General features: G+C 35.1%; 18 protein-coding genes. 13 read left to right on the forward strand and 5 right to left on the reverse strand.

The window, feature by feature from the left end; all coding sequences use genetic code 11:
* Positions 1 to 90: 90 nt before the first annotated feature.
* Positions 91 to 567 carry a ferritin-like domain-containing protein gene (locus QXK50_00070; protein MEM2007558.1) on the reverse strand — a complete coding sequence of 159 codons (477 nt, stop codon included), beginning with the start codon at positions 565 to 567 and terminating at the stop codon, positions 91 to 93.
* 383 nt (positions 568 to 950) lie between these two features.
* Here QXK50_00070 and QXK50_00075 point away from each other — a divergent pair, with 383 nt between their 5' ends.
* The 8 genes from QXK50_00075 (at position 951) to QXK50_00110 (ending at position 12,840) form a co-directional block, all read left to right on the forward strand.
* Positions 951 to 2,114, forward strand: coding sequence for a hypothetical protein (locus QXK50_00075; GenBank protein ID MEM2007559.1), 1,164 nt, complete (start codon positions 951 to 953; stop codon positions 2,112 to 2,114).
* Between the two features lie 100 nt (positions 2,115 to 2,214).
* Positions 2,215 to 2,394, forward strand: coding sequence for a hypothetical protein (locus QXK50_00080; protein ID MEM2007560.1), 180 nt, complete (start codon positions 2,215 to 2,217; stop codon positions 2,392 to 2,394).
* A 129-nt stretch (positions 2,395 to 2,523) separates the two neighbouring features.
* Entirely contained in the window at positions 2,524 to 4,743 is a 2,220-nt protein-coding gene (locus QXK50_00085) for a beta-glucosidase (protein ID MEM2007561.1), read from the forward strand.
* Between the two features lie 246 nt (positions 4,744 to 4,989).
* On the forward strand, positions 4,990 to 7,437 hold the full coding sequence (locus QXK50_00090) for a glycosyl transferase (protein MEM2007562.1): 2,448 nt from the start codon (positions 4,990 to 4,992) through the stop codon (positions 7,435 to 7,437).
* 291 nt (positions 7,438 to 7,728) lie between these two features.
* Complete coding sequence (locus QXK50_00095; GenBank protein ID MEM2007563.1) at positions 7,729 to 8,490, forward strand: aldolase/citrate lyase family protein; 762 nt, start codon at positions 7,729 to 7,731, stop codon at positions 8,488 to 8,490.
* A gap of 208 nt (positions 8,491 to 8,698) precedes the next feature.
* Entirely contained in the window at positions 8,699 to 9,802 is a 1,104-nt protein-coding gene (locus tag QXK50_00100; protein ID MEM2007564.1) for a M42 family metallopeptidase, read from the forward strand.
* Positions 9,803 to 9,973: 171 nt separating this feature from the next.
* Entirely contained in the window at positions 9,974 to 11,605 is a 1,632-nt protein-coding gene (locus QXK50_00105) for a DEAD/DEAH box helicase (GenBank protein MEM2007565.1), read from the forward strand.
* Positions 11,602 to 12,840: a DUF790 family protein gene (locus QXK50_00110; protein ID MEM2007566.1), complete on the forward strand. Its 1,239-nt coding sequence runs from the start codon at positions 11,602 to 11,604 to the stop codon at positions 12,838 to 12,840. Before QXK50_00105 ends, QXK50_00110 begins: the two co-directional genes overlap by 4 nt.
* Before the next feature lie 27 nt (positions 12,841 to 12,867).
* Here QXK50_00110 and QXK50_00115 read toward each other — a convergent pair whose 3' ends face one another.
* Entirely contained in the window at positions 12,868 to 13,665 is a 798-nt protein-coding gene (locus QXK50_00115; GenBank protein MEM2007567.1) for a formylmethanofuran dehydrogenase subunit C, read from the reverse strand.
* Positions 13,658 to 15,373 carry a formylmethanofuran dehydrogenase subunit B gene (locus tag QXK50_00120; protein ID MEM2007568.1) on the reverse strand — a complete coding sequence of 572 codons (1,716 nt, stop codon included), beginning with the start codon at positions 15,371 to 15,373 and terminating at the stop codon, positions 13,658 to 13,660. Before QXK50_00120 ends, QXK50_00115 begins: the two co-directional genes overlap by 8 nt.
* Before the next feature lie 588 nt (positions 15,374 to 15,961).
* Here QXK50_00120 and pheA point away from each other — a divergent pair.
* Together pheA and QXK50_00130 are read left to right on the forward strand one after the other, a co-directional pair.
* On the forward strand, positions 15,962 to 17,017 hold the full coding sequence (gene pheA, locus QXK50_00125; protein ID MEM2007569.1) for a prephenate dehydratase: 1,056 nt from the start codon (positions 15,962 to 15,964) through the stop codon (positions 17,015 to 17,017).
* A gap of 66 nt (positions 17,018 to 17,083) precedes the next feature.
* Positions 17,084 to 18,028 (forward strand): GNAT family N-acetyltransferase, encoded by a 945-nt coding sequence (locus QXK50_00130; GenBank protein MEM2007570.1) that lies wholly within the window; start codon positions 17,084 to 17,086, stop codon positions 18,026 to 18,028.
* A 974-nt stretch (positions 18,029 to 19,002) separates the two neighbouring features.
* Here QXK50_00130 and QXK50_00135 read toward each other — a convergent pair.
* Positions 19,003 to 19,395: a phage integrase N-terminal SAM-like domain-containing protein gene (locus QXK50_00135; GenBank protein MEM2007571.1), complete on the reverse strand. Its 393-nt coding sequence runs from the start codon at positions 19,393 to 19,395 to the stop codon at positions 19,003 to 19,005.
* Positions 19,396 to 19,695: 300 nt separating this feature from the next.
* Positions 19,696 to 21,114 carry an MATE family efflux transporter gene (locus tag QXK50_00140; GenBank protein MEM2007572.1) on the reverse strand — a complete coding sequence of 473 codons (1,419 nt, stop codon included), beginning with the start codon at positions 21,112 to 21,114 and terminating at the stop codon, positions 19,696 to 19,698.
* A gap of 104 nt (positions 21,115 to 21,218) precedes the next feature.
* Between QXK50_00140 and QXK50_00145 the strand changes: the two genes are divergently transcribed.
* The 3 genes from QXK50_00145 to QXK50_00155 all read left to right on the forward strand — a co-directional run bounded on the left by QXK50_00145 (position 21,219) and on the right by QXK50_00155 (position 23,991).
* Positions 21,219 to 21,662: a PadR family transcriptional regulator gene (locus QXK50_00145; GenBank protein MEM2007573.1), complete on the forward strand. Its 444-nt coding sequence runs from the start codon at positions 21,219 to 21,221 to the stop codon at positions 21,660 to 21,662.
* Positions 21,663 to 21,888: 226 nt separating this feature from the next.
* Entirely contained in the window at positions 21,889 to 22,491 is a 603-nt protein-coding gene (locus tag QXK50_00150; GenBank protein MEM2007574.1) for an ECF transporter S component, read from the forward strand.
* A 42-nt stretch (positions 22,492 to 22,533) separates the two neighbouring features.
* A complete protein-coding gene (locus QXK50_00155; GenBank protein ID MEM2007575.1) occupies positions 22,534 to 23,991 on the forward strand; it encodes an ABC transporter ATP-binding protein in 1,458 nt (485 codons plus the stop codon).
* The last annotated feature ends 17 nt before the right edge of the window (positions 23,992 to 24,008 follow it).

Raw genomic sequence — 24,008 nt, forward strand, 5'->3', positions numbered from 1 at the left:
CAATGAGTAGTGTAGTGATTGTTGTATTTATTTAAAAAAGTTTACCTCTTGAAGATATGTTAGAGCCATCTATTAGCTTTATATTTAATGTTATCCTCCTGGAGTTCCATGCCATGGACTATCTCTCCATATAGCACTCCACATATCCTCTTCATTAACAACATATTCGGTAGCCACATTATCTCTAATGCTGGTTAAAACTTTATGATGCTTAACTTCATCTTCATGTATAGCCATTATCAATAACTTTATTCTAGAATCACTAAATTTAGTGAAGAGTTGTTTTGTTGTCTCCATCATCTTTAATTCAGTTTCTATATGTCTTTCAATTTCTTCTTTAAGAATTCTGAATTCTTCTTGAGAAATAGCTGGCTGGTATCTGGTGATAAGCTCTATGATAGCTGTATAGAATTGTGCATGTTTTTCACTATCGTTTGCAATACCGATTAATAGTGCTTTCATAACTGGGTGCTTAATTCTATCTGCCAAAATCTTAAGGTTTTCAGCATGCTTCTTCTCCATATCAACTAGATACTTAAATATTTCAGTATACTGTTCTCCAGCCACTATAAACCACCTATAACCTAAGTCATTACTGGGATTCTAAGAATTTAAGAATTATCTAGATAAATTATCGAGGTATTGTTACAGTTCATGAAGGAAGTGGTATAGGGTTTGAAAGTTGTATATCGAGAATCAATTTGGTATAGCTATATAAGAGAAGTAGAGATACGCTATAAAGTCATATACTATGGGTCAGACGATTTGATGTGATATAATCCACATTAATTCTCTAAATTGGATAGAGAAATGGTTTCCAAGACAAAATTAGTTAGTTTTTAAATCTATAGCCATATCTATATTCTCTAAACTATTTACTAAATTGATATTAATATGGGTAACAGCTTATTAATTTCCTGTATTTCCACAAAATCACTTGATGAATCAAATTGATGTGGCTATTTATCATCTCTATTGTATATGGTGTTTTGGTATCGTTAGATCCTATATTGTTTGTCTTCATAGGATACAATCTAGAGGTTTCTGGTGCATATATGGGTTTATTGAGTGCTATATGGAGCATAGCATATGTCTTGATAAGTAAGGCATTGAACAGAGTTGCTGATGAAGGTTACAACAAGTTTCTATTATTGTTTGCGTTTGGGTCCCTAGGTATCGCATATCTATGCTTTAGATCATTGAATCATATAACAGCACTACTATCATATACTATGCATGCTGTTTCTGTAGCCTCAATGAATCTAGCTATTTCTGTAACAATGCTTGAAAACATCGATAGCGATTTATGGCAAACATCATCAATACTCCAAAGATGTTTGAGTAGTCTTGCTAGAGGCGTTGTTCTTATTGTGATGTCATTTGAAGGAGTACTATCCATACACAACCTGTTTTGGATATCTCTAACACTTGCGGTAATATCGCTTATTCTAACCCCATCTATATCTCTAACACTTGCGAGAAAAATCTATAGATTGAGTAGAAGTCTAGATGAGCTAGGAATGTATATTAAAGCATCATCATCTATCCTATTCCTCGATAAACCAAATCTAGTCCAACACATATTCACATATTCTTGGGATAAATGGAACACGATTCCGCCTTACAAAATACTCATCTCTACAACTATGACTACAGCTCTAGGAGACTATGTGTTCACTGTATTACCCATTATTCTGAGAAATTATATTGTTTTGAGCAATATGTGGATGGCGTACGGAATTGCAGCAGTGCTCTCCGCTATAACAATAGCAATACTTAAAGATCTTTCAACAAATAGACGAGGTTTCGCTATACCGTTGATTGCAATAAGAACATGTGTTCTCATATTGGGGCTATCGGTAATCAAAGATTTAGTGTCATTAACAACATACATAGTACTTTCATCACTACTCTATATGTTAATAGATATAACTCTATACAATATGTTTATAGAAGTTTCAGCAGGATTTTCAACAGCAAACTACTTCATATCAAGAGAAATGGGATCTATTTTAGGATCATTAATAGGTGGGATAATGATAGCATTTGGAGACACCCCATTTTTAGCTGTAGCAACAGTTATAGGATCCTTAGCAGCTTTAATATTGATATAGATAGAGTATTCCGTGTAGATAACATTTAAGTTACCGGTTACAGTATGATATAGATTTGAATTAATATCAAGAGCTTCAATCTTTAGTAAAGTTCTATGCAATGCTACCTATATACATCTGTAGTCCATCATATATGTGGAGCATTATTTCAAAAGAAGTCAAGGAGAAGATCGTCAAAGAGGTTACGAAAGTCTTCGAGATCTTGATGTACATAACCATGCTATCTAGATCGTTATTCATGACGATTCTAGAGAGAATCAAGGTATTGGTGAAGAATTAGCTATGAAAGGTTTGTAGAGGTTAGACTATAGAATAGATTTCGCTACAATAATTATGTAGAGCTTCTTCTTATTCATAATCAGAAATCTTTTATTTTTGCTTTTTCTTCATCCAAAAGTTGTGAAGATATATGGATATAGATAAGTTATTGAAGGAACTAGGTATTGAAGAAAAGATCAGACTTATTGTTGGTGCAGGCTTTTTTACAACAAAAATTCCTGGAGTAGCTGGAGAAACTAGAGCTATTGATCGTTTAGGCATACCTTCGATAGCTCTTAGCGATGGACCAGCAGGTATTAGAATACATCCAATTAGGTTTGGAGATAAATCTACATACTATACAACAGCTTTCCCTAACGAGATAGCTTTAGCATCTACATGGAATCCAGAAATTGTAGAGAAAGTCGGTAAAGCCATAGGTGCTGAAGCTAGAGAATACGGTATTGATGCTCTACTCGCACCAGGTATAAATATACATAGAGTACCTCTATGTGGAAGAAACTTTGAGTACTTTTCTGAAGATCCACTGCTTACAGCTATATTAGCTGCATCTTATGTCAAGGGTGTTCAATCCGAAGGTGTGGGAGCAACATTAAAACATTTTATAGCTAATGAACAAGAAACAGGCCGTATGAATATAGATGTAGTAGTTTCTGAAAGAGCGCTTAGAGAGATATATCTAAGAGCTTTTGAAATAGCCATCGAGCTTTCTAAGCCATGGGCAGTTATGGCGGCCTACAACAAGATCTATGGAAAGTATTGTACACAAAACGAATGGCTTTTAACTAACGTGCTTAGAAATGATTGGAGATACGATGGATTGGTAATGACTGATTGGTGGGCAGGCAATAATCCTGTTGAACAAATCAAAGCCGGTATAGATTTGATTATGCCTGGCGATGATAGAGTTGTTCAAATACTTTTAGAAGCGTATAGAAAAGGAGAGTTAGATGAAGAAACAATAAATGCTAGAGCTAGAAGGGTTTTAGAGCTTATATCAAAATCTCTAAAATGGAAGGGGTATAAACCATCCAGCAATCCTAATCTCGAAGAAAATGCTAAAGTAGCTTATGAAGCTGCTGCAGAGGGAGCAGTACTTCTAAAGAACAATGGAGCTCTACCGATATCTCAAGAAAAAACTGTAGCAGTATTCGGTAAAGGCTCTTACCTATCCATTAAGGGTGGTCTGGGTAGCGGAAACACATACCCAAGATATGTTGTATCTATAGTGGATGGGCTTAAGGAGAGAGGGATCAAGATAAACAACGAACTAGATAAAATCTATAGAGAAACTATGGTGCCACTCTGGTTCGATCAAGACGCGGTAACCTGGTACAGAAACATGAGAGAATACGTGTTCAAGGAAGGTGATACACGTCTAATTTCATGGCTAGTTATAGAATTCACTGAAAGCATATTATCACGCCTTATGGCTCTAACTATCTCGGAAGACTTTATTGACGAAGAAACTTTAGATCGTATTGCGAAAGAAAGTGATATAGCTTTAATAACTATCTCAAGAATCTCTAGTGAAGGATACGATAGGAAGGCTGTAAAAGGAGATTTCTATCTGAGAGATGACGAGTATAGATTGATACAGAAGGTCTCTGAGAAATTCCATAGCTACGGCAAAAAGGTTGTTGTAATACTCAATATACCTAGTCCTATAGAGATCATAAGCTGGAGAGATCTCGTAGACGCTATACTTGTTGTATGGTTATCGGGGCAAGAAATTGGTAGAGCTGTTGCAGACATTATACTAGGTAGGGTTTCACCAAGCGGAAAACTGTCAATTACGTGGCCCAAACATTTATCGGAAATTCCAGCAATAAAGACATTTCCTGGAGAACCTAAGGAAAACCCAAAGAAGATAGTATATGAGGAGGGTATATATGTTGGCTACAGATACTACGACACGTTTGGTATAGAGCCTGCGTACGAATTTGGATATGGTCTTAGCTACACATTATTTGAATTCAGAGATCTTAAAGTATATATGGATGGTGACAGTATTGCGGCAAAGCTTAGGGTCAAAAATATTGGAAATGCTGTAGGTAAAGAAGTTGCACAACTATACGTTAGAGCACCTAGAGGTAAAATAGACAAGCCGTACCAAGAACTTAAAGGATTCTATAAAACGAAACCATTGAAACCAGGAGAAGAAGAAGAGGTTGAGATAAAGGTACCAATAAAGTATCTAGCAGGTTATGATGGAAATAAATGGGTTATCGAGAGAGGAGAATACGAGATTAGGGTAGGTGCATCCTCTAGAGACATAAGGTTCAGAGCATTAATTACTATTGAAAAAGATGTGTGTTTTGATAAACATTGGTATAGAGTTGAATGTTAATACTAACCACACTATATAACCTTACTTAGATGTCACAGAGATAATCATAGCCTAGATCATGAAGTTCTAGAGAACAGTTATCTAGACTAGTCCAAACAAAGATAATTAATTGATTAATGATAACTAGAGGTATTTGGAAGATAGACATAATTTACTGGTTTCCTTAGTTAAACTTTTATACTGTATAGTGTGCTAATAGGACACGATATCGCTAAAATATAGATAGTTGTATAGAGGCTAAGATCTATGTATGGGTATTTTGATGATAAATCACGTGAGTATGTGATAGCAAGACCCGATACCCCTACACCATGGATAAACTACATAGGTCAGGAAGAATACTTCGGATTAATCTCAAATACAGCTGGAGGTTATAGTTTCTATAGAGATCCTAGGTATAGACGTATCACACGCTATAGGTATCACGGAATTCCGGCAGATCAACCAGGTAGGTATATATACATAAGGGATTCTGAAACAAGTGAGTACTGGTCTCCTACATGGCAACCCATAAAGAAACTTCTCGACTTCTATGAATGTAGACATGGTCTAGGATACACAAAGATAAAGTCAAAGTACAAGGGTATAGCAACAGAGATAACATATTTTGTTCCGCTAGGCCAGACATTTGAGGTTTGGAGATTGAAGATAAAGAACGAAAGAGATAGGGCATCAAATCTAGATATATTCTCATATACAGAGTTCTGTTTCTGGGATGCTCTAGACGATATGACAAACTTCCAGAGAAATCTCAATATAGGAGAAGTCGAGGTTGAAGATAGCGTAATATATCATAAGACTGGGTATAGAGAAAGAAGAAACCATTTCGCCTTCTTTGCATGTTCAGAACCCATAGTTGGTTTCGATACAGTAAGAGAAGAATTCATAGGTGTGTATAGAGGTCTAGAGAACCCTATAGTTGTTGAAGAAGGAGTCTCAAGAAATTCTGTAGCATATGGAGGTTCTGTTATAGGTTCACATCACATCAAGTTGAGTCTTAAGCCTGGAGAAGAACGTGAAGTAATCTTCATACTAGGTTACTCAGAAAATCCTTTAGAAGAGAAATTCGAAGCTCCTAACGTTATAAACAAGAAGCATGTTAAAGAATTACTTAAAGAATATATGAATCCCAGTAAACTTGATGAAGCTTTCCAAGAACTTAAGAGGTACTGGGACAACTTATTATCAATAATACAAGTTGAGACACCTGATGAAGACGTTAACCGAATCATTAATATATGGAATCAGTATCAAATATTTGTAACATTCAATTTAGCTAGAAGTGCTTCATATTATGAATCCGGTATAGCTAGGGGAATAGGGTTTAGAGACTCTAACCAAGACGTACTTGGAGCAATCCATATGTTTCCTGAAAGAGTTCGCCAAAGAATACTTGATCTAGCATCAATACAATTGCCAGATGGAAGTACATATCATCAGTACCAACCAATAACGAAGAGAGGCAACAAAGAAATTGGTGGGGGATTCAATGACGACCCTCTATGGCTCATAATCTCTACAGCTGCATATATCAAGGAAACAGGCGACTATTCAATACTATACGAAATGGTTCCATACGATAGTACTCCTGGAACAGAAACATCTCTATACGATCATCTCAAAAAATCTATAGAATACATTGTGAATAATCTAGGACCACACAAATTACCACTAATAGGTCATGCTGATTGGAATGACTGTCTAAACTTTAACGTACTATCAATGAACCCTGATGAATCTTTCCAGACAGCACCAGATAGAACTGATGGAAAGACAGCTGAATCAGTCTTCATAGCATGTCAATTTGTTTTAGCAGCTAAAGAACTTGCAGAAATAGCTGAACACATAGGTCGTAAAGATGATGCAGCATACTTCCGTAAACTAGCGCAAGATATGGCTAGTAGAGTTCTTGAACATGGATGGGATGGTGAATGGTTCTTAAGAGCATATGATGCGTTTGGTAACAAAGTAGGGACCAAAGATTGTGAGGAAGGTAAGATATTCATTGAACCTCAAGGAATGTGTATTATGGCTGGTATAGGGTTAGATGATGGTAAAGCTATAAAAGCTTTGGATTCAGTAAAGATGTATCTAGCAACACTTCACGGCATAATACTTCATTGGCCTCCATACACAAAATACTATGTGAATCTAGGTGAAATTTCTAGTTATCCACCAGGACATAAAGAAAATGCAAGCATATTCTGTCATCCTAATTCATGGATAATTATAGCTGAAGCTATTGCTGGTCGAGGAGATAATGCATTAGATTACTACAAAAGATTGAATCCATCAGCAAGACACTCTATAGCTCATATACATAAAGCAGAACCATATGTTTATGCACAAACAATAGCAGGACCAGCATCAAAGTATTTCGGTATGGCTAGAAACTCGTGGCTCACAGGAACAGCCTCGTGGATGTTTGTAGCTTTAACACAGTGGATATTAGGTGTAAGACCAACATATGATGGTCTTATAATAGATCCATGTATACCGAGGAATTGGAGTTACTTCAAAATGGTAAGAAAATTTAGAGGGGCTACGTACGTAATAGAGGTTAAAAACGAAGAACATGTGAATCGTGGAATAAAACAGGTATATGTTGATGGTAAACCAATAGAAGGAAATAAGATTCCGATATTTAACGATAATAAGGTACACAATGTTTTAGTGATCATGGGGAGCAAGTAGATATCAAGGCCTAATTTTTTGTTGATATCGTACCAATACTTTTTAGAAAACAGACTAAGAAGTTTAGTAGAATATCAGAATCTCAATGTTGTAAGGTATCGTTGTAGAATTCAGATATTATGAAGCTCTATAAAAATATAATTTAGAGCGTATTAGTGAATCTAGGAGGTTAATAACTTGTTCAAGAAGTAGACTAGTTTTATCAACTATTCGGTACATAGGTGGCTCACCACCTTATTAGTGTCTCTAATCAAATTCTATATAGTCGTATTGTATTTTAGAGGCGATCTGATGAGCAATATATTGTTAAATAAGATATCGAAAGGAAAAACAGTTTTTGGTACATGGATCACCATAGCTTATCCGGAAATTGTTGAAGCCCTTTCATTACTACCTTTTGATTGGTTTGTCTTTGATATGGAGCATGCACCTCTAGATGTTAGAGATGTCGAGTTTCTTTTAATGGCCATAAAGAGAAACCATATTGTTCCTATAGTGAGAGTTCCGTGGAACGATTTCGTTATAGTTAAACGAGTTCTAGACATAGGCTCTAAAGGTGTTCTCTTTCCGCAAATAGGTTCTAAAGAAGAAGCAGAACTAGCTATAAGATCTGTTAAATATCCTCCTGAAGGTGTTAGAGGGGTAGGTCCCAGAAGATGTATTATGTATGGACTTGAGGATGTTAGGGAGTACTTTAGAAAGGCTAATAGCGAAATAATCGTTATAGTACAGATAGAAACGCTTAATGCCATAAACAATCTTGAGCAGGTAGTTTCACTAGAAGGCATTCACGGTGTTTTCGTTGGACCATATGATCTCTCTGCACAACTAGGAATATTTGGTGAATTCTCCAGCACTAAATATATAGAGACTATAAAGAGAATAGCTGAAACAGCTAAGCGATACAATAAGATAGCAGGTATACATACGTTTAGCGTAGAAGATGCTCTAGAGAAAATAGATATGGGTTTTAACTTCATAGCTATATCAAGCGACATAGGGTTCACTATAGGAGGAGCAAAGAGGTTTCTCAAAGAACTCAATATACTGTAATTACTTTGCCTGAGATTATCACCGCTATACGCATCTTAATATTATCTAAATGCTTTAGATACTGGGATCTAACTCATATGTATTATTTGAATCAATAGAAAACAACCCTTTATGCTTAGATATGTAAAAAATATCGAAAAGAATCTTCTTGTAAATTTATTTTGTGATAAAGAGTTATTGTCGTTTAATATATGTAGAGGTACTTTGCATGTCTATACCTTATGATGAAATATTCAGCTATTTAAAGATTTTAAGTGAAGCCGTGGGACCCTCAGGACGCGAACACGATATAAGAAGAGTAGTTATTGATATGGTTAAAGATTTTGCAGACAAGATTTGGATAGACTCTATAGGTAACGTAATTGCTGTTAAAAAGGGTAAGCCGGGGGATTCGAAACTTATGGTAGCTGCGCACATGGATGAGATCGGAATGTTTGTAACACATGTAGAAGATAGTGGATTTCTGCGTGTTCAACCTGTAGGTGGTGTGTCAGAAAGGGCGCTAGTTTTCCAGAGGGTTATTGTTAAAACTAAGGATGGAAAAATGTACAGAGGCGTTGTAGGACTGAAGCCTCCTCATGCCATTAAACCGGAAGAAATTAGACAGATACCAGAGATTAGAGAGCTGTTCGTCGATGTTGGCGCATCTTCTAGAGATGAAGTAAAGAATATGGGTATCGATATAGGTGATATAGTAGTGCTTGATAGAGACGTTATTAAGATAGGTAGCAACCGTATAACGGGTAAAGCTTTTGATGATAGATTGGGTGTAGTTGTAGCAATTAAAGCCTTCCAGTCTATGGAGAACAGTAACGTTGATGTATATCTCGCACTAACGGTTCAAGAAGAAGTTGGTTTGAAGGGTGCCCGAACAGCCGCTTTTGCTATAGATCCCCATGTAGCTTTAGCTATAGATACAACAATTGCGAACGATATTCCTGGGGTTTCCCCAAATGAATGGTGTACTGCTCTAGGAAAAGGACCTGCTATAAAAGTTGCTGATGGTAGAAATGCCTCAGGTATAATAGTTCACAAAGAAATAGTAGATAAACTTATAGAGGTAGCAAATATGCTCAACATACCTTACCAATTGGAGATTCTAGCAGGAGGAACAACAGATGCATCTGCTATTCAGTTAAACAGAGAAGGAGTACCCACAGGAGCTGTATCGATACCTACAAGATATCTACATTCATCAGTTGAGGTAGCAGATCTAAACGATATAGTTAATGCAGTTAAACTGATTAAAGGATTTACTGAAACCGTATCAAGTGATTGGATAAAAAGACTAAGAGGGCTAGAGGTTAAGTAAATTAAATGAGTGCTCTATTTTCAAAATAGTTTGAGCACAATCATAATCATGTACTGCTGACTTTAGCGATTCGTTCATCGTATCATAAATCATTACTCGAAGACTTTATTATCTTGGTTAGAGATCTACGCACTTAAATATTGATTAAGATGATACACAAGGTTGTATATCGTGCTGCTGTTTAGAATCAAAAATCATGATTCACCATCGATACTTGAAATAGATATGCTTAATGCTATTGCTGATAAGATTCACGAAAGTGTTATACCTCTATATAGATTAAATCCTATTAAAGTTGCTAAATACGGTATAGAAAGAGCTCTTAAGCTTCTAGAAGATCTTAATGTATATGTTCCTGAAGATGTTCAGAGAGTTATTAGAGAAATAGCTAGAGACAATATCGATGTATACATAGATTTTGATGAACTTGGATTAATATTGTATGCACATGACACCAGTTTTATCGATACGCTTAAGGCAAAGAACCTAGTGTATTACGATGAAGAAAAAGGATTATGGCGAAGTTTGCCCAAGGATCTGAATATAGTTCTAGACGTAGCATATATGAAGGGGTACAGATGTAGAACATCGTTCACCATAGACTACAGTCTAGGCATAGAACTCAAACTAAAGGTGGCTCTAAGAGATTATCAAGAAGAAGCATATAGAAAATGGCGAGAAAATAATTGCAGAGGTATTGTAGCCCTACCTGTTGCTGCAGGCAAGACACATATTGCTTTAAAAGCTGTTGAAGATCTTAAAATGAAGACGCTCGTACTTGTTCCAACGATAGATCTACTCCATCAATGGAGAGATAATATTGCTAAGTTTTTGGGGATACCTAGAGATATTATAGCCATCTATGGTGGAGGTAGTAGAGATATAGGAGATATAACTGTTATGACTTACGATTCAGCTTCAATAAATCTCCATAAATACTTCAACATATTTGGACTTATTGTTCTCGATGAATGTCATCATTCAGTTTCTCAATCATATAGAAACGCACTCACTATGAGTACAGCACCATGTAGATTAGGATTAACAGCTACGCCTTTCAGATCTGATGGGCTTCACAGATATTATGAACATATCATAGGGCCTATAGTCTACTTCATAGAGAAGGATGTTCTACAATCTAGAGGATATTTGGCTAGTCATCGAGAGGAGAAAATTTATGTAGAATTATCTAGAGAAGAATTAGAAATGTATAAGAAATATATAAAGATGTATCTGGATTTCTGTAAAAAGAAGTTACCTAACGTCAGGGATCCTAAAAAGAGGTTCCAGAGGGTTCTTAGAATGGTTGGTAGGGATCCTGAGGCTAGAGAAGCTTTAAGAGCCAAACATAGGGCTAGGAGAATAGCTCTATCAACAGATAAAAAGATCAGAGTTGTTGAAGAGCTTCTTAGTAAATATAGAGATGAAAAGATACTGGTATTCTCTAGATACACAGATATAGTCAGAAAGATATCGAGACTATTTCTTATACCCAGAATACTTCATGATACTCCTGAAGACGAGAGAAAAAAGTATCTGGATATGTTTAGACGTGGAGAGATAAGGATACTAGCAACCGCCATGGCTCTAGACGAAGGTGTTGACGTGCCTGATGCATCTGTGGCTATAGTTGTGAGTGGTACAGGTTCTTATAGAGAGTATATTCAGCGACTTGGAAGAATACTTAGACCTAAAGATAGAGAAGCTGTACTTATCGAGATAATAACTAAGAGGACAGATGAACCATCACTAGCGAAAAGAAGAAGAAAATTCGAGATATTTAATGAAGATGAAGCTAGATGACCTACGGTAGACAAAACCTCAAACTTATACATAAACGTAATGTGTGTTATCCATACTATCTAGGTGTTGATAGAGATAGAGATTTAATTAAAGATGTAATAGAGTTTTATGAAGATAATGTAGGGAAAAGATATGGTGATATAGATTGGGAAGAGCTTAAGATTATTGTTGGTGACGATAAACTCTACAAAGCTCTAATAAAGATTATGGGACACTTCTATAAACCTGTAAATGAAAATCTACGGAACCTAGATCCAAAGAATTTAAGGGCTAGAGCTTTCCAGCTTGTTAATAAGCTTTATGGAGGTTTTGTACCATCAAATATCAGAGATGAGGCTCTTGAGAAAATAAAGAGTCTATTGGGGATTGATTCTAAAGAATGTCTAGACACAATTCTGTGGATTGATGAAGTAGATGAAGCAGTGCTTAAAAAGGTTAGAGAAGTATCTATAGAGGATGTAGTTAAAGTATTCAATCTAGAGACATTGGATACAATATTTGTCAACTCATATAGAATGTTTATCGACATCTATAGGTATGAGAAATCCATAGGTCTAATAGCTAAAGTTGTTGGAAGAACATCAAAACTCCATGGAATTGTATACAATATGAGGTACAGCAACGATTTACTAAAAATCACTATAGAAGGTCCTAGAGCATTGTTTAAGAGATCTCTATCATCATATGGTTCTAGAATAACTTTATTGATTACAAATATACTGCCTCTATTATCTAGATCGAGTAGATGGTCTATATACACATATATCTATAGATCGAGAGCCCCATCAAAAATGATAGTCATGTCCAACAAATTTAAACCATTGATAGGTTCAATAGATCGAGAATATTCTTTAAAGGAAATTTTTGATAGTTCTGTAGAGGAATCTATATATAATGTACTTCGTTCGCTAGGTATAGATATAGTTAGAGAAGAAGAACCAATAGCATTGGGAGATCTAGTGTATATACCCGACTTTAAAATATCTATAGATAGTAGAACGTTCTACGTAGAGATTGTTGGCTATTGGAGAAAAGAATACATTGAGAAAAAAATCTATAAATTAAACGAGGTTTCAAAAATAAACAAAAACATTATAGTTATTGCTGATGAAAAACTAAAGCCCTATCTCGAGAAACTAAGAATACCTGTAATATATTATACCCTTGCTTATGGTAGACCTATGCTAAATTACCGAAAAATTTTAGAAATAATTGGATGGAGTACCAGTAGATAATCAGTACCACCTAAAGTATCCTAAGAATCACTTACATCCATTCAATAAAAGTATTAAACCAAATCCATTAGCTAGTCTATCTCCAACAAATGCTCTAAAACTATGACTGTATGGTTTTTGGATATAATCTTGAATTTCTAGAGCTTCAAACCCTGTATCCATATCCTCAACACCTTTACATATAATTATAAGACCATTAATCATCTCTAAACCTGGATATGCACCACTAGATCCGTGAACAACTATAGTGCCTCCGCTCATTTTAGTTCCTAAGAAGTCTCCAACATCTCCAAAAATCTCCACATATCCTCCTCGCATACAGAAGCCTACATAATGTTGAGCATTGCCACGAATAACAATTCTTCCTCCCCTCATACCAGTAGAGTTGCTAAAGAATGGTTTAGCACCTACAAAACTACCTGCCTCACCATGTACTTCTATAATTCCATTCTCCATAGATACACCCAAACATTCTCTAGCACATCCTCTTACTATCAGGCATCCTCCCTTCATTTCATATCCCGCAAAAGGTCCTACATTGCCATGTACTTCTATAATTCCTTCTTCCATATCCTTACCTACAAACCATAGTTTTTCTGTACCCATGCCCGTAAAGATGATTTTTATTAATTTTGGATCCCCTGGAATATGGTTATAGCAATCTATTTCGAAAAGATCTTTGGCTTTCAAAACCCTATTACCGTATCTTATAGCTATAGATCCCACTTCATTTATTGTATATCCAGCGATAATTGAGGGAGAAATACTACTTATGTCTATTGGTGCTCTAGGTTTTTGGAGAAGCCTAAAAACCACTTCAATCATAACTCAAACCTTTCTTTATGCGGTCAAGAAGCATTCTAAGTACATCTGTATCACATAATACAGATTCTGGAGGTTCAACAATTTTATCAACCTCTATTATCTCGTAATCCATTCTATATATACTTCCCCTACATTCTATACCTGTTAAACATGTAGGTATAACTACGTCGGCTAGCGATGCTGTTAGAGACCATCTACTATCTATAACTATGAGGGATAATTCAGCTAGAATTCTGACACATTCATTAGGCATATGAGCAACAGGATCACTGGCAATTACAACTACGGAATCTACTTCACGATTCTTTAGCAAATCTATGGCTGTAGTTACTCCAGGTGCCATAATAGGTGAATCGCTATAGAAATCAACTGCAAATGGATATCCAGTAAATTTCTTCAAGAGAATATTGGTGCCTGTTACATTAAAGTGTCCTCGTAAAGGCTGTAGATACCATTCACCATAATTATTCAGCTCTTTAACTAGTTCTACAAGCTCCACTATGTTCATGAATTTTGCTCTACCCATAGATAGACCTAAACCAGTAAAGATGACTCCTTTTCTGGAGTTAAGCAAAGTTTTTATAAATCTTTCAATGATATCGGTACCTATGTTCACGGATTCCATCCCACCTCTATATCCCTTGATCATAGACCTTATGGCTCGTATGAGCTCTAGATCTTTACCAGGCTCTATAATCAATCCAATATCAGCCATCTTCATAGTCTCGCTTTCTCTTACATCTACAACAGCAATACTCTTTACATACCTCTTAATGATATACATGAGTTTTGGGTGAGCTTCAGCAGGATTAGCTCCCCATATAATGACAGTATCTATATCACTTAACATATCTAATTTGAAACTCTTTATAGTAGCTCCATCTAAACCTAATAATGTTGGTCCGTGGCATATTGATGCTGTTGAATCTATAGCACCCTTAAGAATCTTAGCTATCTCTATAGCTATCTCTATAGCTTCATTTGAAGTACTTGAGAGTCCATAGATAAGTGGGTGTTTTGAATTAAGTAGAATATCTGCAGCTTTATCTATGGCTATAGGTAACGGTACTTCTTTGAATTCGAAACTATTTGGTGTCATTATTAAGGGTCTCAATACTCTATTTCTATGTCTATTAATAAACTTTGAAACCGAAATAGAGCATCCATCTAGAACCTCAAGAACAGTATTACCACACACTTTTACAATAATATTACTACAAACAGCTCCACAAAAAATACAAGTAGCTAACTTAACATCATTATTGCAGATCTCATGCTGTTGCACTAGGTCTCTACCAGTGAATGTAATAAAAGGTCTACCTATATCGGCAAAAAGATCCTCTAAACGTGGTAAAGGTTCGTCACGATTCACCCTCTCTACACATACCTTTACAGATTTGTAGTTAGGCATACCTATTATTGATTTAGAGGATATCAGGAAATTACTCCATGGACCTATAGGAATGAATATAACTCTATTAGGTAGAGAGGGATCTTCTTTAACTGGAAGTATAATACTTCTATCGTTTGAAGTAATCCTAACTATGTGGTTCAACTTTAACCCATCTATGTCGGTGGGATTCATATATGCTACAGCAACAGATTTCTCATATTCTTTATCAAATTTTCCGCTACTTTCCATGGATATTGCCTGAAATCGTGTTCTTCCAGTTATAAGCGTGAATTCATTACAGTTTCTAGTAGCCATACTTCAGTCCTACGTTATACTGTTTAACACAGGTTTTATAAATAGATATTCTGCATAAACATACTTAAGTTCATAGATAATATACATAATTGTTTAAACATAGTTTATTTAGAATACTTGAAACCTAATCTTTACTGTATTTCATAATTAATGAAGTACTTTATGCTGATAGGAATATGAGTAGTTCGAACAACATTTAATTTATAGGTATTGGAACATCTATGGCTACTCGAAAAATTATCAAGGTGTATGAAATAACAGAATATAGAGTCTAGTAATAGAAATGAGTCTATAGTGATATTTTAGATCAGATATCATAGTGAGCATCACATGTATTGGCACAGCTAATAGCAAAGATGTAGAGGACTGCTGTCACGAGATGAGTAACCCTTAGATATAGTATTCAATGCTTTGGTTTATTAATATCTAAAGATATATTGAGGTATAATTAGTGTAGTTATTTGCATAACGTGTTAAAAGTGTTAGAAATCTAGGTTCATATTTATATTCTGGAGCTAGATAGGGTAAGTAGTATAACGCATGTTAAACTAGATTAAGAAGATCCAAAAGTCCATGGGTTATATGAACATGAGCAACGGAAAAGTCTATGAAAAGGAGTTAATGCGTATCGACACAGAAATTGTAGAGCTCATACTAAAACGTATAGAGGTTCTTAAGCAGTTTGATTATAACCGTTTGAAATATGTACTCACTTCCAGAAGAAAGGATACAGTGGAATCACTTGCAGAAAAGTATGGTATCTCACGTGATATGCTTCTGCATATATTTAGCTATATAGATGGAATAGCAATAGAATCAATAAAGCCTTTAACTGTGGGTTTTCTAGGCCCTAGAGGAAGCTTTACTGAAGAAGCAACTCTTAAAATGTTTAATGATCAAGGAGCCTTACTCACAGCTTATCCATCTATATACGATATATTTAGAGCTGTAGAAAATAGAGAAGTGGAATACGGTGTTGTACCTCTAGAGAATTCTCTTGAAGGAAGTGTTGGAGAGACTCTCGATATGCTTGCACAATCATCGGTTAAAATATGTGGAGAAACTGAGGTGAGAATAAGCCACAATTTTATAGTTAAACCTGGAACCAGACTAGAGGATATAAAGATAGTTTTAAGCCATCCTATGGCCTTAGCTCAGTGCAGGAACTTTATTTACACAAAGCTTAAGAATGTAAAGATAGAGACCAGATCGAGTACAGCTGAAGCTGTTAAAGAGTGTGTTGAAAGAGAGAATGTAGCTGCTATAGGTTCAGAACTAGCAGCCCGGATTTATGGTGGCGAGATCCTGGTTAGAGGGATAGAGGATCATAAAGAAAACTACACGAGATTTATTGCCATAGGCAATAAACCACTTGATAAAGGTGTTGATGTGAAAACCTCAGTAATATTTACTTTAAGAGATGTTCCTGGAGCACTCTACAAAGCTTTAGAGCCCTTCGCTATAAGAGGTATAAATCTAACGAAGATAGAATCTAGACCGATAAAGAATAGACCATGGGAATACATGTTCTTTATGGACTTTAATGGATCAATCGAAGATAGCAAGATTAGAGACGCATTAGAGGAGTTCATTGCTAGAACTACATCAGTTAAGATCTTAGGATCATATAAAAAGATACCGTAGCTTTAACTGCAAAAACTTTTTTAACCTTTACGAAAAACTATATCATGATTACCGACTGTGGAATCTATGGAGAGCTCTGAATCTGAAGAAGATGATTTATCTAGTAGATGTTTAGACATAATCTTCAGGAAAGCCAAACCTTCTGAATCTGACGACGTCTTTAGGATATATAATGATAGTATTGAGTATTTAGATAAAGAAAGTAAGGAATGGATAGAGAGTATAATAAGGAAAAGAAGTAGAAGAGCACGAATCTATGTAGCTATAGTTGATGAAAAAGTTGTTGGATTCGCCATAGTCTACAAAAAAAGAAATAATGCGTATATCGATGCTCTTGCCGTAGACACTAAGTACAGAGGTAAGGGGATAGGTAGCTGTCTATTGAGCTACATAGAGGATATCTTGTCTAGAGAAGGAGTTGAAAAGGTATATCTAACAGTTAAAAACCATAACAATAAAGCGCTAGGTATATACATCAAAAATGGGTACAGGATATCCAACGTAATCTTTATTCTTGAAGCTCGATCTAGCGATATAGATGTTCATACAGAAAACCTAGACAAGATATCAATTAAGGTGGATAGTGTTAAGAAAAGCTCTTTCCCTAAGATTAAACTCCTAGATACGGCGCTATGGAGCAACTTCACATGGGATGTAGATGAAGCCATCTATAGAATGAGTAAAGAAGAGGCAATAAATATAGCTGTATATAACGGTAAAAGATTTGTAGGTGTAGCTCAAATATCAGTAGAAGGCAACAAAATCACTGTTGAGAGACTAGCTATATCTTACTATAAACCATCAGAATCATTAAAGATACTCATAAATGCTATAAAGCTACATATGGACGAAAATTCTGAAGTATCCATAGTTATTCCTGTAGATTCTACAAAATCATCATTACTAAAAACACTCATATCTATAGGCTTTAGAATAATCGATAGCGAATATGTTCTGCACAAATATCTCTCAATAGAGGAACATCAAGCACCTATACCTATCACTCTTTAGCATCAATAAACAAGAAATGTAGGAGTACCGAAAATGTTAGTAACGATGTCTACAATATCGATGTAGCATGCATTACACTTTATTGAGGTTAACTAAACTTTTAAATGTAAGTCATATAAAATCACTCGGTGATCCAATATAGCTTTAGAGAAACAATGTTACAATATATGTGATGATATTATTGACTGCAGTATATGCAGTAATGATGCCTGTGAAAAAGTTTGCGAAGAACTTGAAGATAAATGCCCAAGTATGTGTATAGAAGTACTAGAAGAAAGCTAGAGTCATCAACATCTTCATGAAACCCACCTACCAGATATATCAATAATTATAGATATGCATATAGAGATATATAATACAGTACAATTTTTAACTGCTTAATAGTTAAAACTATAATTAACGTAGTCCATAACTATGCACAGAAATTGTGTATGGCTTATCATCGAGCAACAAGATCATGTTTAGATAAAATCTTGATGTATACTTTCGCATCTATAAACCCCAATTAAACATTACCAAGGGTTAATGATACCCCTACAATACTACTGTGGCATTGATTGTCCTACTCTAATGATATTCAAATCTTAACCTCATTAACACATACTGGTCATAGTAATCTATAAACTTAACTTTAAGGTTAAGCTTATTGTAACTAGTCTCTAGCACTACATATTATATTCTCATAATTCATGTAACCTTAACTATATCGTTATCTATTCGTAATATTGAGGCTTTGGATCAAGATACAAATTGGTTACTACAATTGAATTGATGCTATGTATCCAGATTTAGTGAAGAATTGACGAGTTCTACATAAATCGTACTTAGTCGTTAAAATTCTCATTTCTGTCTATATTGATGTACAAATGCTTTATTGCTCTAAAGTAACTGCTTTACATAATGTATATGAATGATTTTCGATATTGTTTCTAGACCATAGATTCATAAATTAGTAATAGTTAAAAATAATTACATTAGCTTAGTTCTGCTCTATACCACTCTACGAAATCCTTTAAAGCCGATTTTGCATGTGATATATATGATTTGCTATAATATGAATTAATGGTGCATAAATATTTCTCAAGCGGTTCTTCGTCAGGCTCTACCCCATTTGTTTCACACCATTCTAGGAAGCTTTTAATAGTCTTTAGCTTTGTTTTCTTCGTGCTTTCTGAATATCCTTTAAGCGATTTTTCATACTCATATAGAATTTCGTCTGTAGTTATAACCAATTTCCTGTTATTTTTCAACCAATCGCTAAGAATACTGTTTACTAAACTTTTTGAGTCAACACCAAGTCTTTTTGCAGCCACAGTAATTTTAGCAACAATATCAGCATCTATTTCGATACTACTCAAACTTGACATGTTTTCACCACTTAGTAAACTCTACATAGATATCTATTTAAGTTGCTCAGCATATAGAAATACAATGAACAATGATCATTTACCTTTACTGATTGAATCATGTATAACTGTTTACAGTATCTTAGTGTTCATGACCGTTAGATTTTATCGTGTATCGATATACGATATTGTACAATGGGGATGAGGATCAGATCCATCTATAATTTAATCAAGTTTATTCAAAAATCAAGCGTAATCTAAGGGTTTTTGGAGTTACCTTTAGTTGGTTATTGATTAGTAAAGAATCTAAGTAACTAATACTTAGATTCTGAATTCCTTTTTAACGATAGGTTTACTCCAAGATCCTTTATACATCCATAAAAATGATAAGAGGCCGCCAACTATATTACTTAAAGCAAAGGCAATATATATACCTAATGTAGCAAGACCTACTACTACACCTAATATATACCCCATACCTATCCTTATACCCCATAGCCTAATCATGTTTACAACTGTAGGTATAAGTGTGTGCCCTGAGCCTCGACCCACAGACATAGCCGAAAACGTTAAAGCAAAAAACGCAAGAGTCCAGATAGTTATTGTTAAAAATTTTTCAACTTCATTGTAGATCATCTCGATAGTGTCTTTCGGAACATTTTCTCCTGTTATAAATATTGCTATAATGCTGTTTCTAACAAAATACATGATAATTGATGTCAAAAATACTGATAAGAATATGAATGACGAGGTAGTTATCGCAATTTTTCTAGCACGTTCTCTGTTATTTGCTCCAAGGTTCTGACCAACCATAATTGCTATACTTTCCGTTAGTCCCCATAAACTTGTATTAGCTAAATCGAACACTATAAAACCTACAGAGACAGCAGTAGTGGCTATAACTCCAAATGTATTAATTAACCTGTTTTGAAGATTAAAAGCAATAGTGTTCGATATGTTCATTACCAGTAATGGCGTTGCTATCCTTAGAGCTAATTTTAGGTAATCTTTATCAACACTAAACATTATCCTTAGTTTCACCCATGAGTATCTTTTAAACAGTCTTTCCATCAGAATTACGATGCTCACAACCTTGCTTAAAACTGTTGCTAGAGCTGCACCGGCTGTACCCATTGGAGGTATACAGCTATAGCCCATTATAAGCACTGGATCTAGAACAACATTAGTAATGGCACCCACCATCTGGGAAAAAGCAGAAGTCTTGGTGTCACCTATGGATTGGATCAGTACTGATATAGTAAGATTTAGGGATAGAAAAACCATGTCTATGCTCATGATATACGAGTATAACAGAACATGATCTAATATTTCGTTAGGTGATGCTACAAAATTTTTGAAGATGTATCGAGACGACAAATAAAACAATGCACCAGATATACTACCACTAGCTATAGATACACTTAACATCTTAGATGCTACATCATTTATATTATCATACATTTTTGCACCAACATACTGTGAAAGTATAGCAAGATTAGCAGACGCAAAGCTCATTACAAAAGATGAAAAAAGAGAGTAAGCAGGCCACACTTGTCTAGGAACAGCCATAGCGAACTGATTATACCTGCTAAGCCAAAAAGCATCAACAATACCATAGATATCCTGAACCAATCTCACAAAAAGCAATGGTAAACCCAAACGTAAGAATACCGTTATTATTGGACCACTTACAATAGCTTCACGATATTTGCTACTATCTCCCGAAATGGTTCTAGCCATATACATACCTTATATTTCTGAGGAATATGTTCCTCAGAAATATAAGCTTAAAATACCTATCTAAGGTTCTGATAGAGAATATATGTAGCGTAGAGGTTGATAGTTTGGTCAAGAGAACTAGATACTCATGGCTAAAGAACCTTATACTAGCTATCTTAGCAAGCGGCGATGTTATGCATGGATATGTAATATACAAGAGAATAGAGGAAGCCGTAGGTGCTAGATGGAGACCATCGATAGGTACTTTCTATAGGATATTGATGAGATTAAGAAATGAGGGTATGATTGAATGTTATAAACAGAATAGAAGGACAGTTTGTAAGATCTCTGATAAAGGTCTAAACTATATGGTAGATGAGATATCACTACATTTGCCAAAATTCTTAGGTGTAATTAATGAAGTACTTAAAGCCTATGTATATGTAGTTAAGAATAGGAACACAAGTATGGATCTAGATACCGTTAATAAGCTTAAAAAATTGATGGATACGGTAGTAGATTCTTTAGCTCCAGATTCGTTTAGGCATCTATGTGAATCAAAATCATGATTAAGATGTTTACTTAATCAATATTCTTTTCACCCTGAGTTAGACCTATATAGATTGAATTGAGATAAATCATGTTTGCCTTATGATTAGGTATAAATTATTTAAATAATTTAAATATATTCTATGGATGATGCCTCAAATCCTGGATTTAAATTATTAGAAAATACTTAATGATAAAGTTTAATAGTTTAATGAATTCGCAATACTGTAAAAGTGGGTATGGACAATGGGGATAGAACAAACACGTCTAAGAACCTCTACTACTCATTTCGCACCATCAATGATGGCTTACATTGTAGTGTTTTCAGCATTAGCTATAGTGTTACACATATTTCAGTATCCATTTCCATTAGCGCCTTGGCTTAAATTTGATTTAGCTGGAGTACCTCTAACAATATTGTCACTAATCTCACTAAAGTTGGGGGGAATAGGATTTACAATATTTTGGGTAGGATCACTCCTACTTACCACAGATCCCACAAGAGTTATAGGGCCTTCTATGAAGACAATAGCAGAAGCTTTAACAGCATTACCTTTTGCATACATATACAAGAGATCTAAGGGTCAGCAAGAAAGCCTCAAGACTATCGCTATAGGGTTTGCAATAGCTTTAGCATCTCGTGTACTTATAATGCTACTTTTAAACTATATTGTAGCACCTTATTGGCTTGTATGGGCTAGATGGATGAAGACTCTCGAAGATGCGTATAGATTCACTATTACATATCTACCGGTTAATGCTCTATTTAATGCCATAGTTGTCTGCTATGTGATACCTATAGTAGCTGCTATATGGAAGTCTGTCAAGAAGTACATACTACCGTCATAAACTTAGATACTCTCTACAGAAAATTGGTACGGGTCTCTCAAGGTGAATTCAATAAGCAATGCATTTTTTAATCATGTGGTTTACGTAGATAACCTATGGGTAAAGTATAGAGATAGTGATTGGGTACTTAAGGGAGTCAATCTTAATATAGGTAAAGGTGAAAGCGCTTTAATAGTTGGTTCAAGTGGAGGTGGAAAAACAACACTAGCTAGAGCACTATGTGGATTAGCTGAGAAGATCTTTAGAGTTGAGATAAAAGGAAGAATAGAGATATGCTCTAAACCTGTACATCAGATGGATTTATACGAGCTTCAGAAATGTATACAGATCGTGAATCAAGATCCATATACACATTTTCTTGAACCTATACCTATAGAAGACATGATTACATATGCTGAAGGTATCTACGGGAGTAAGAGTTATGAAATAGTTGATCATGTATTAAAGATGTTCAAAGTTGAAGAAATAGCTAGGAAACCGATAGTTAATCTATCTGGAGGTCAATTAAGGAGACTAGCTATAGCTAAAGCGCTTATTACCGATCCTAAGATAGTGGTTCTTGATGAACCTCTGATGTGGCTTGATGATTTTGATGGAATAGATCTGGTTATGAGTGTTCTAAAAACGCTGAGGAGCCTCAAAAAAACGGTAATAGTTTTTGAGCATAGATTTCTACGTCTACTAAATCTCTTTGATAATGTATATAATTTAAAGAATGGGCATCTATATAAGCTAGATAGAGATATGGTGTTTCATAAAATAGATGATAGAACTAATACCGATAAAGCTACATATAAATATAGAGGTATTAATGAGAACTCGTGTCGAGAAGGACCAGTACTAGAGTTAAAAGATGTATGGTTTAGATATGATAGAGGTTCAGATTGGTTGTTAAAAGGAGTAGAGCTTAATTTATGTAGAGGAGATAATATAGTAATCTATGGTCGTAACGGTAGCGGTAAATCAACACTACTACGCATTATAGCAGGGATATTGAAGCCTGTAAGAGGTATTAGAAAGGTTTACGCTAAAGTGCTTTACGTTCCTCAAGTACCGTACCTGTTCATAACTGAAGATAGTGTGATTTCGGAGGTAAAGACAATATGTAGACATACAATTAAAAATGATACTTGTATAAACGAAGGAACAGAGGTTCTCAAAAAATTTGGTTTCACCAATCTTGATGTACTGCCTATAAACTTGTCGTGGGGTCAGCAAACAAGACTTGCTGTACTATTATCATATATAGCTTCAAGAAATGGTGTAGTGATTCTTGATGAACCTTTCACAGGTTCTACTTATCTAGATAGCTTCAATATTGTTGATCTATTGCTAAAGTTAGACAATGTCGCGGAAATAATTACGTTAAGTAGTAAGGACTATATACCTTTGTTTAGGAATGCTAGAACATACATTCTTGATGAAGGCACGTTAAAGTCTTTTGAATACCGAGACACAACTATATCAAAGATTGTGGAGCTCTCTAAATCGATTTACTAGTAGACTGTTAGGTGATG

This window comes from Ignisphaera sp. (assembly GCA_038831005.1).
Lineage (GTDB): Archaea > Thermoproteota > Thermoprotei_A > Sulfolobales > Ignisphaeraceae > Ignisphaera.

Coding starts and splice junctions, on each gene's coding strand:
- QXK50_00080 (MEM2007560.1), top strand. CDS start 2,215: ATGCTACCTATATACATCTGTAGTCCATCATATATGTGGAGCATTATT.
- QXK50_00085 (MEM2007561.1), top strand. CDS start 2,524: ATGGATATAGATAAGTTATTGAAGGAACTAGGTATTGAAGAAAAGATC.
- QXK50_00090 (MEM2007562.1), top strand. CDS start 4,990: ATGTATGGGTATTTTGATGATAAATCACGTGAGTATGTGATAGCAAGA.
- QXK50_00095 (MEM2007563.1), top strand. CDS start 7,729: ATGAGCAATATATTGTTAAATAAGATATCGAAAGGAAAAACAGTTTTT.
- QXK50_00100 (MEM2007564.1), top strand. CDS start 8,699: ATGTCTATACCTTATGATGAAATATTCAGCTATTTAAAGATTTTAAGT.
- QXK50_00110 (MEM2007566.1), top strand. CDS start 11,602: ATGACCTACGGTAGACAAAACCTCAAACTTATACATAAACGTAATGTG.
- QXK50_00115 (MEM2007567.1), bottom strand. CDS start 13,665: ATGATTGAAGTGGTTTTTAGGCTTCTCCAAAAACCTAGAGCACCAATA.
- QXK50_00120 (MEM2007568.1), bottom strand. CDS start 15,373: ATGGCTACTAGAAACTGTAATGAATTCACGCTTATAACTGGAAGAACA.
- pheA (MEM2007569.1), top strand. CDS start 15,962: ATGAGCAACGGAAAAGTCTATGAAAAGGAGTTAATGCGTATCGACACA.
- QXK50_00130 (MEM2007570.1), top strand. CDS start 17,084: ATGGAGAGCTCTGAATCTGAAGAAGATGATTTATCTAGTAGATGTTTA.
- QXK50_00135 (MEM2007571.1), bottom strand. CDS start 19,395: ATGTCAAGTTTGAGTAGTATCGAAATAGATGCTGATATTGTTGCTAAA.
- QXK50_00140 (MEM2007572.1), bottom strand. CDS start 21,114: ATGGCTAGAACCATTTCGGGAGATAGTAGCAAATATCGTGAAGCTATT.
- QXK50_00150 (MEM2007574.1), top strand. CDS start 21,889: ATGGGGATAGAACAAACACGTCTAAGAACCTCTACTACTCATTTCGCA.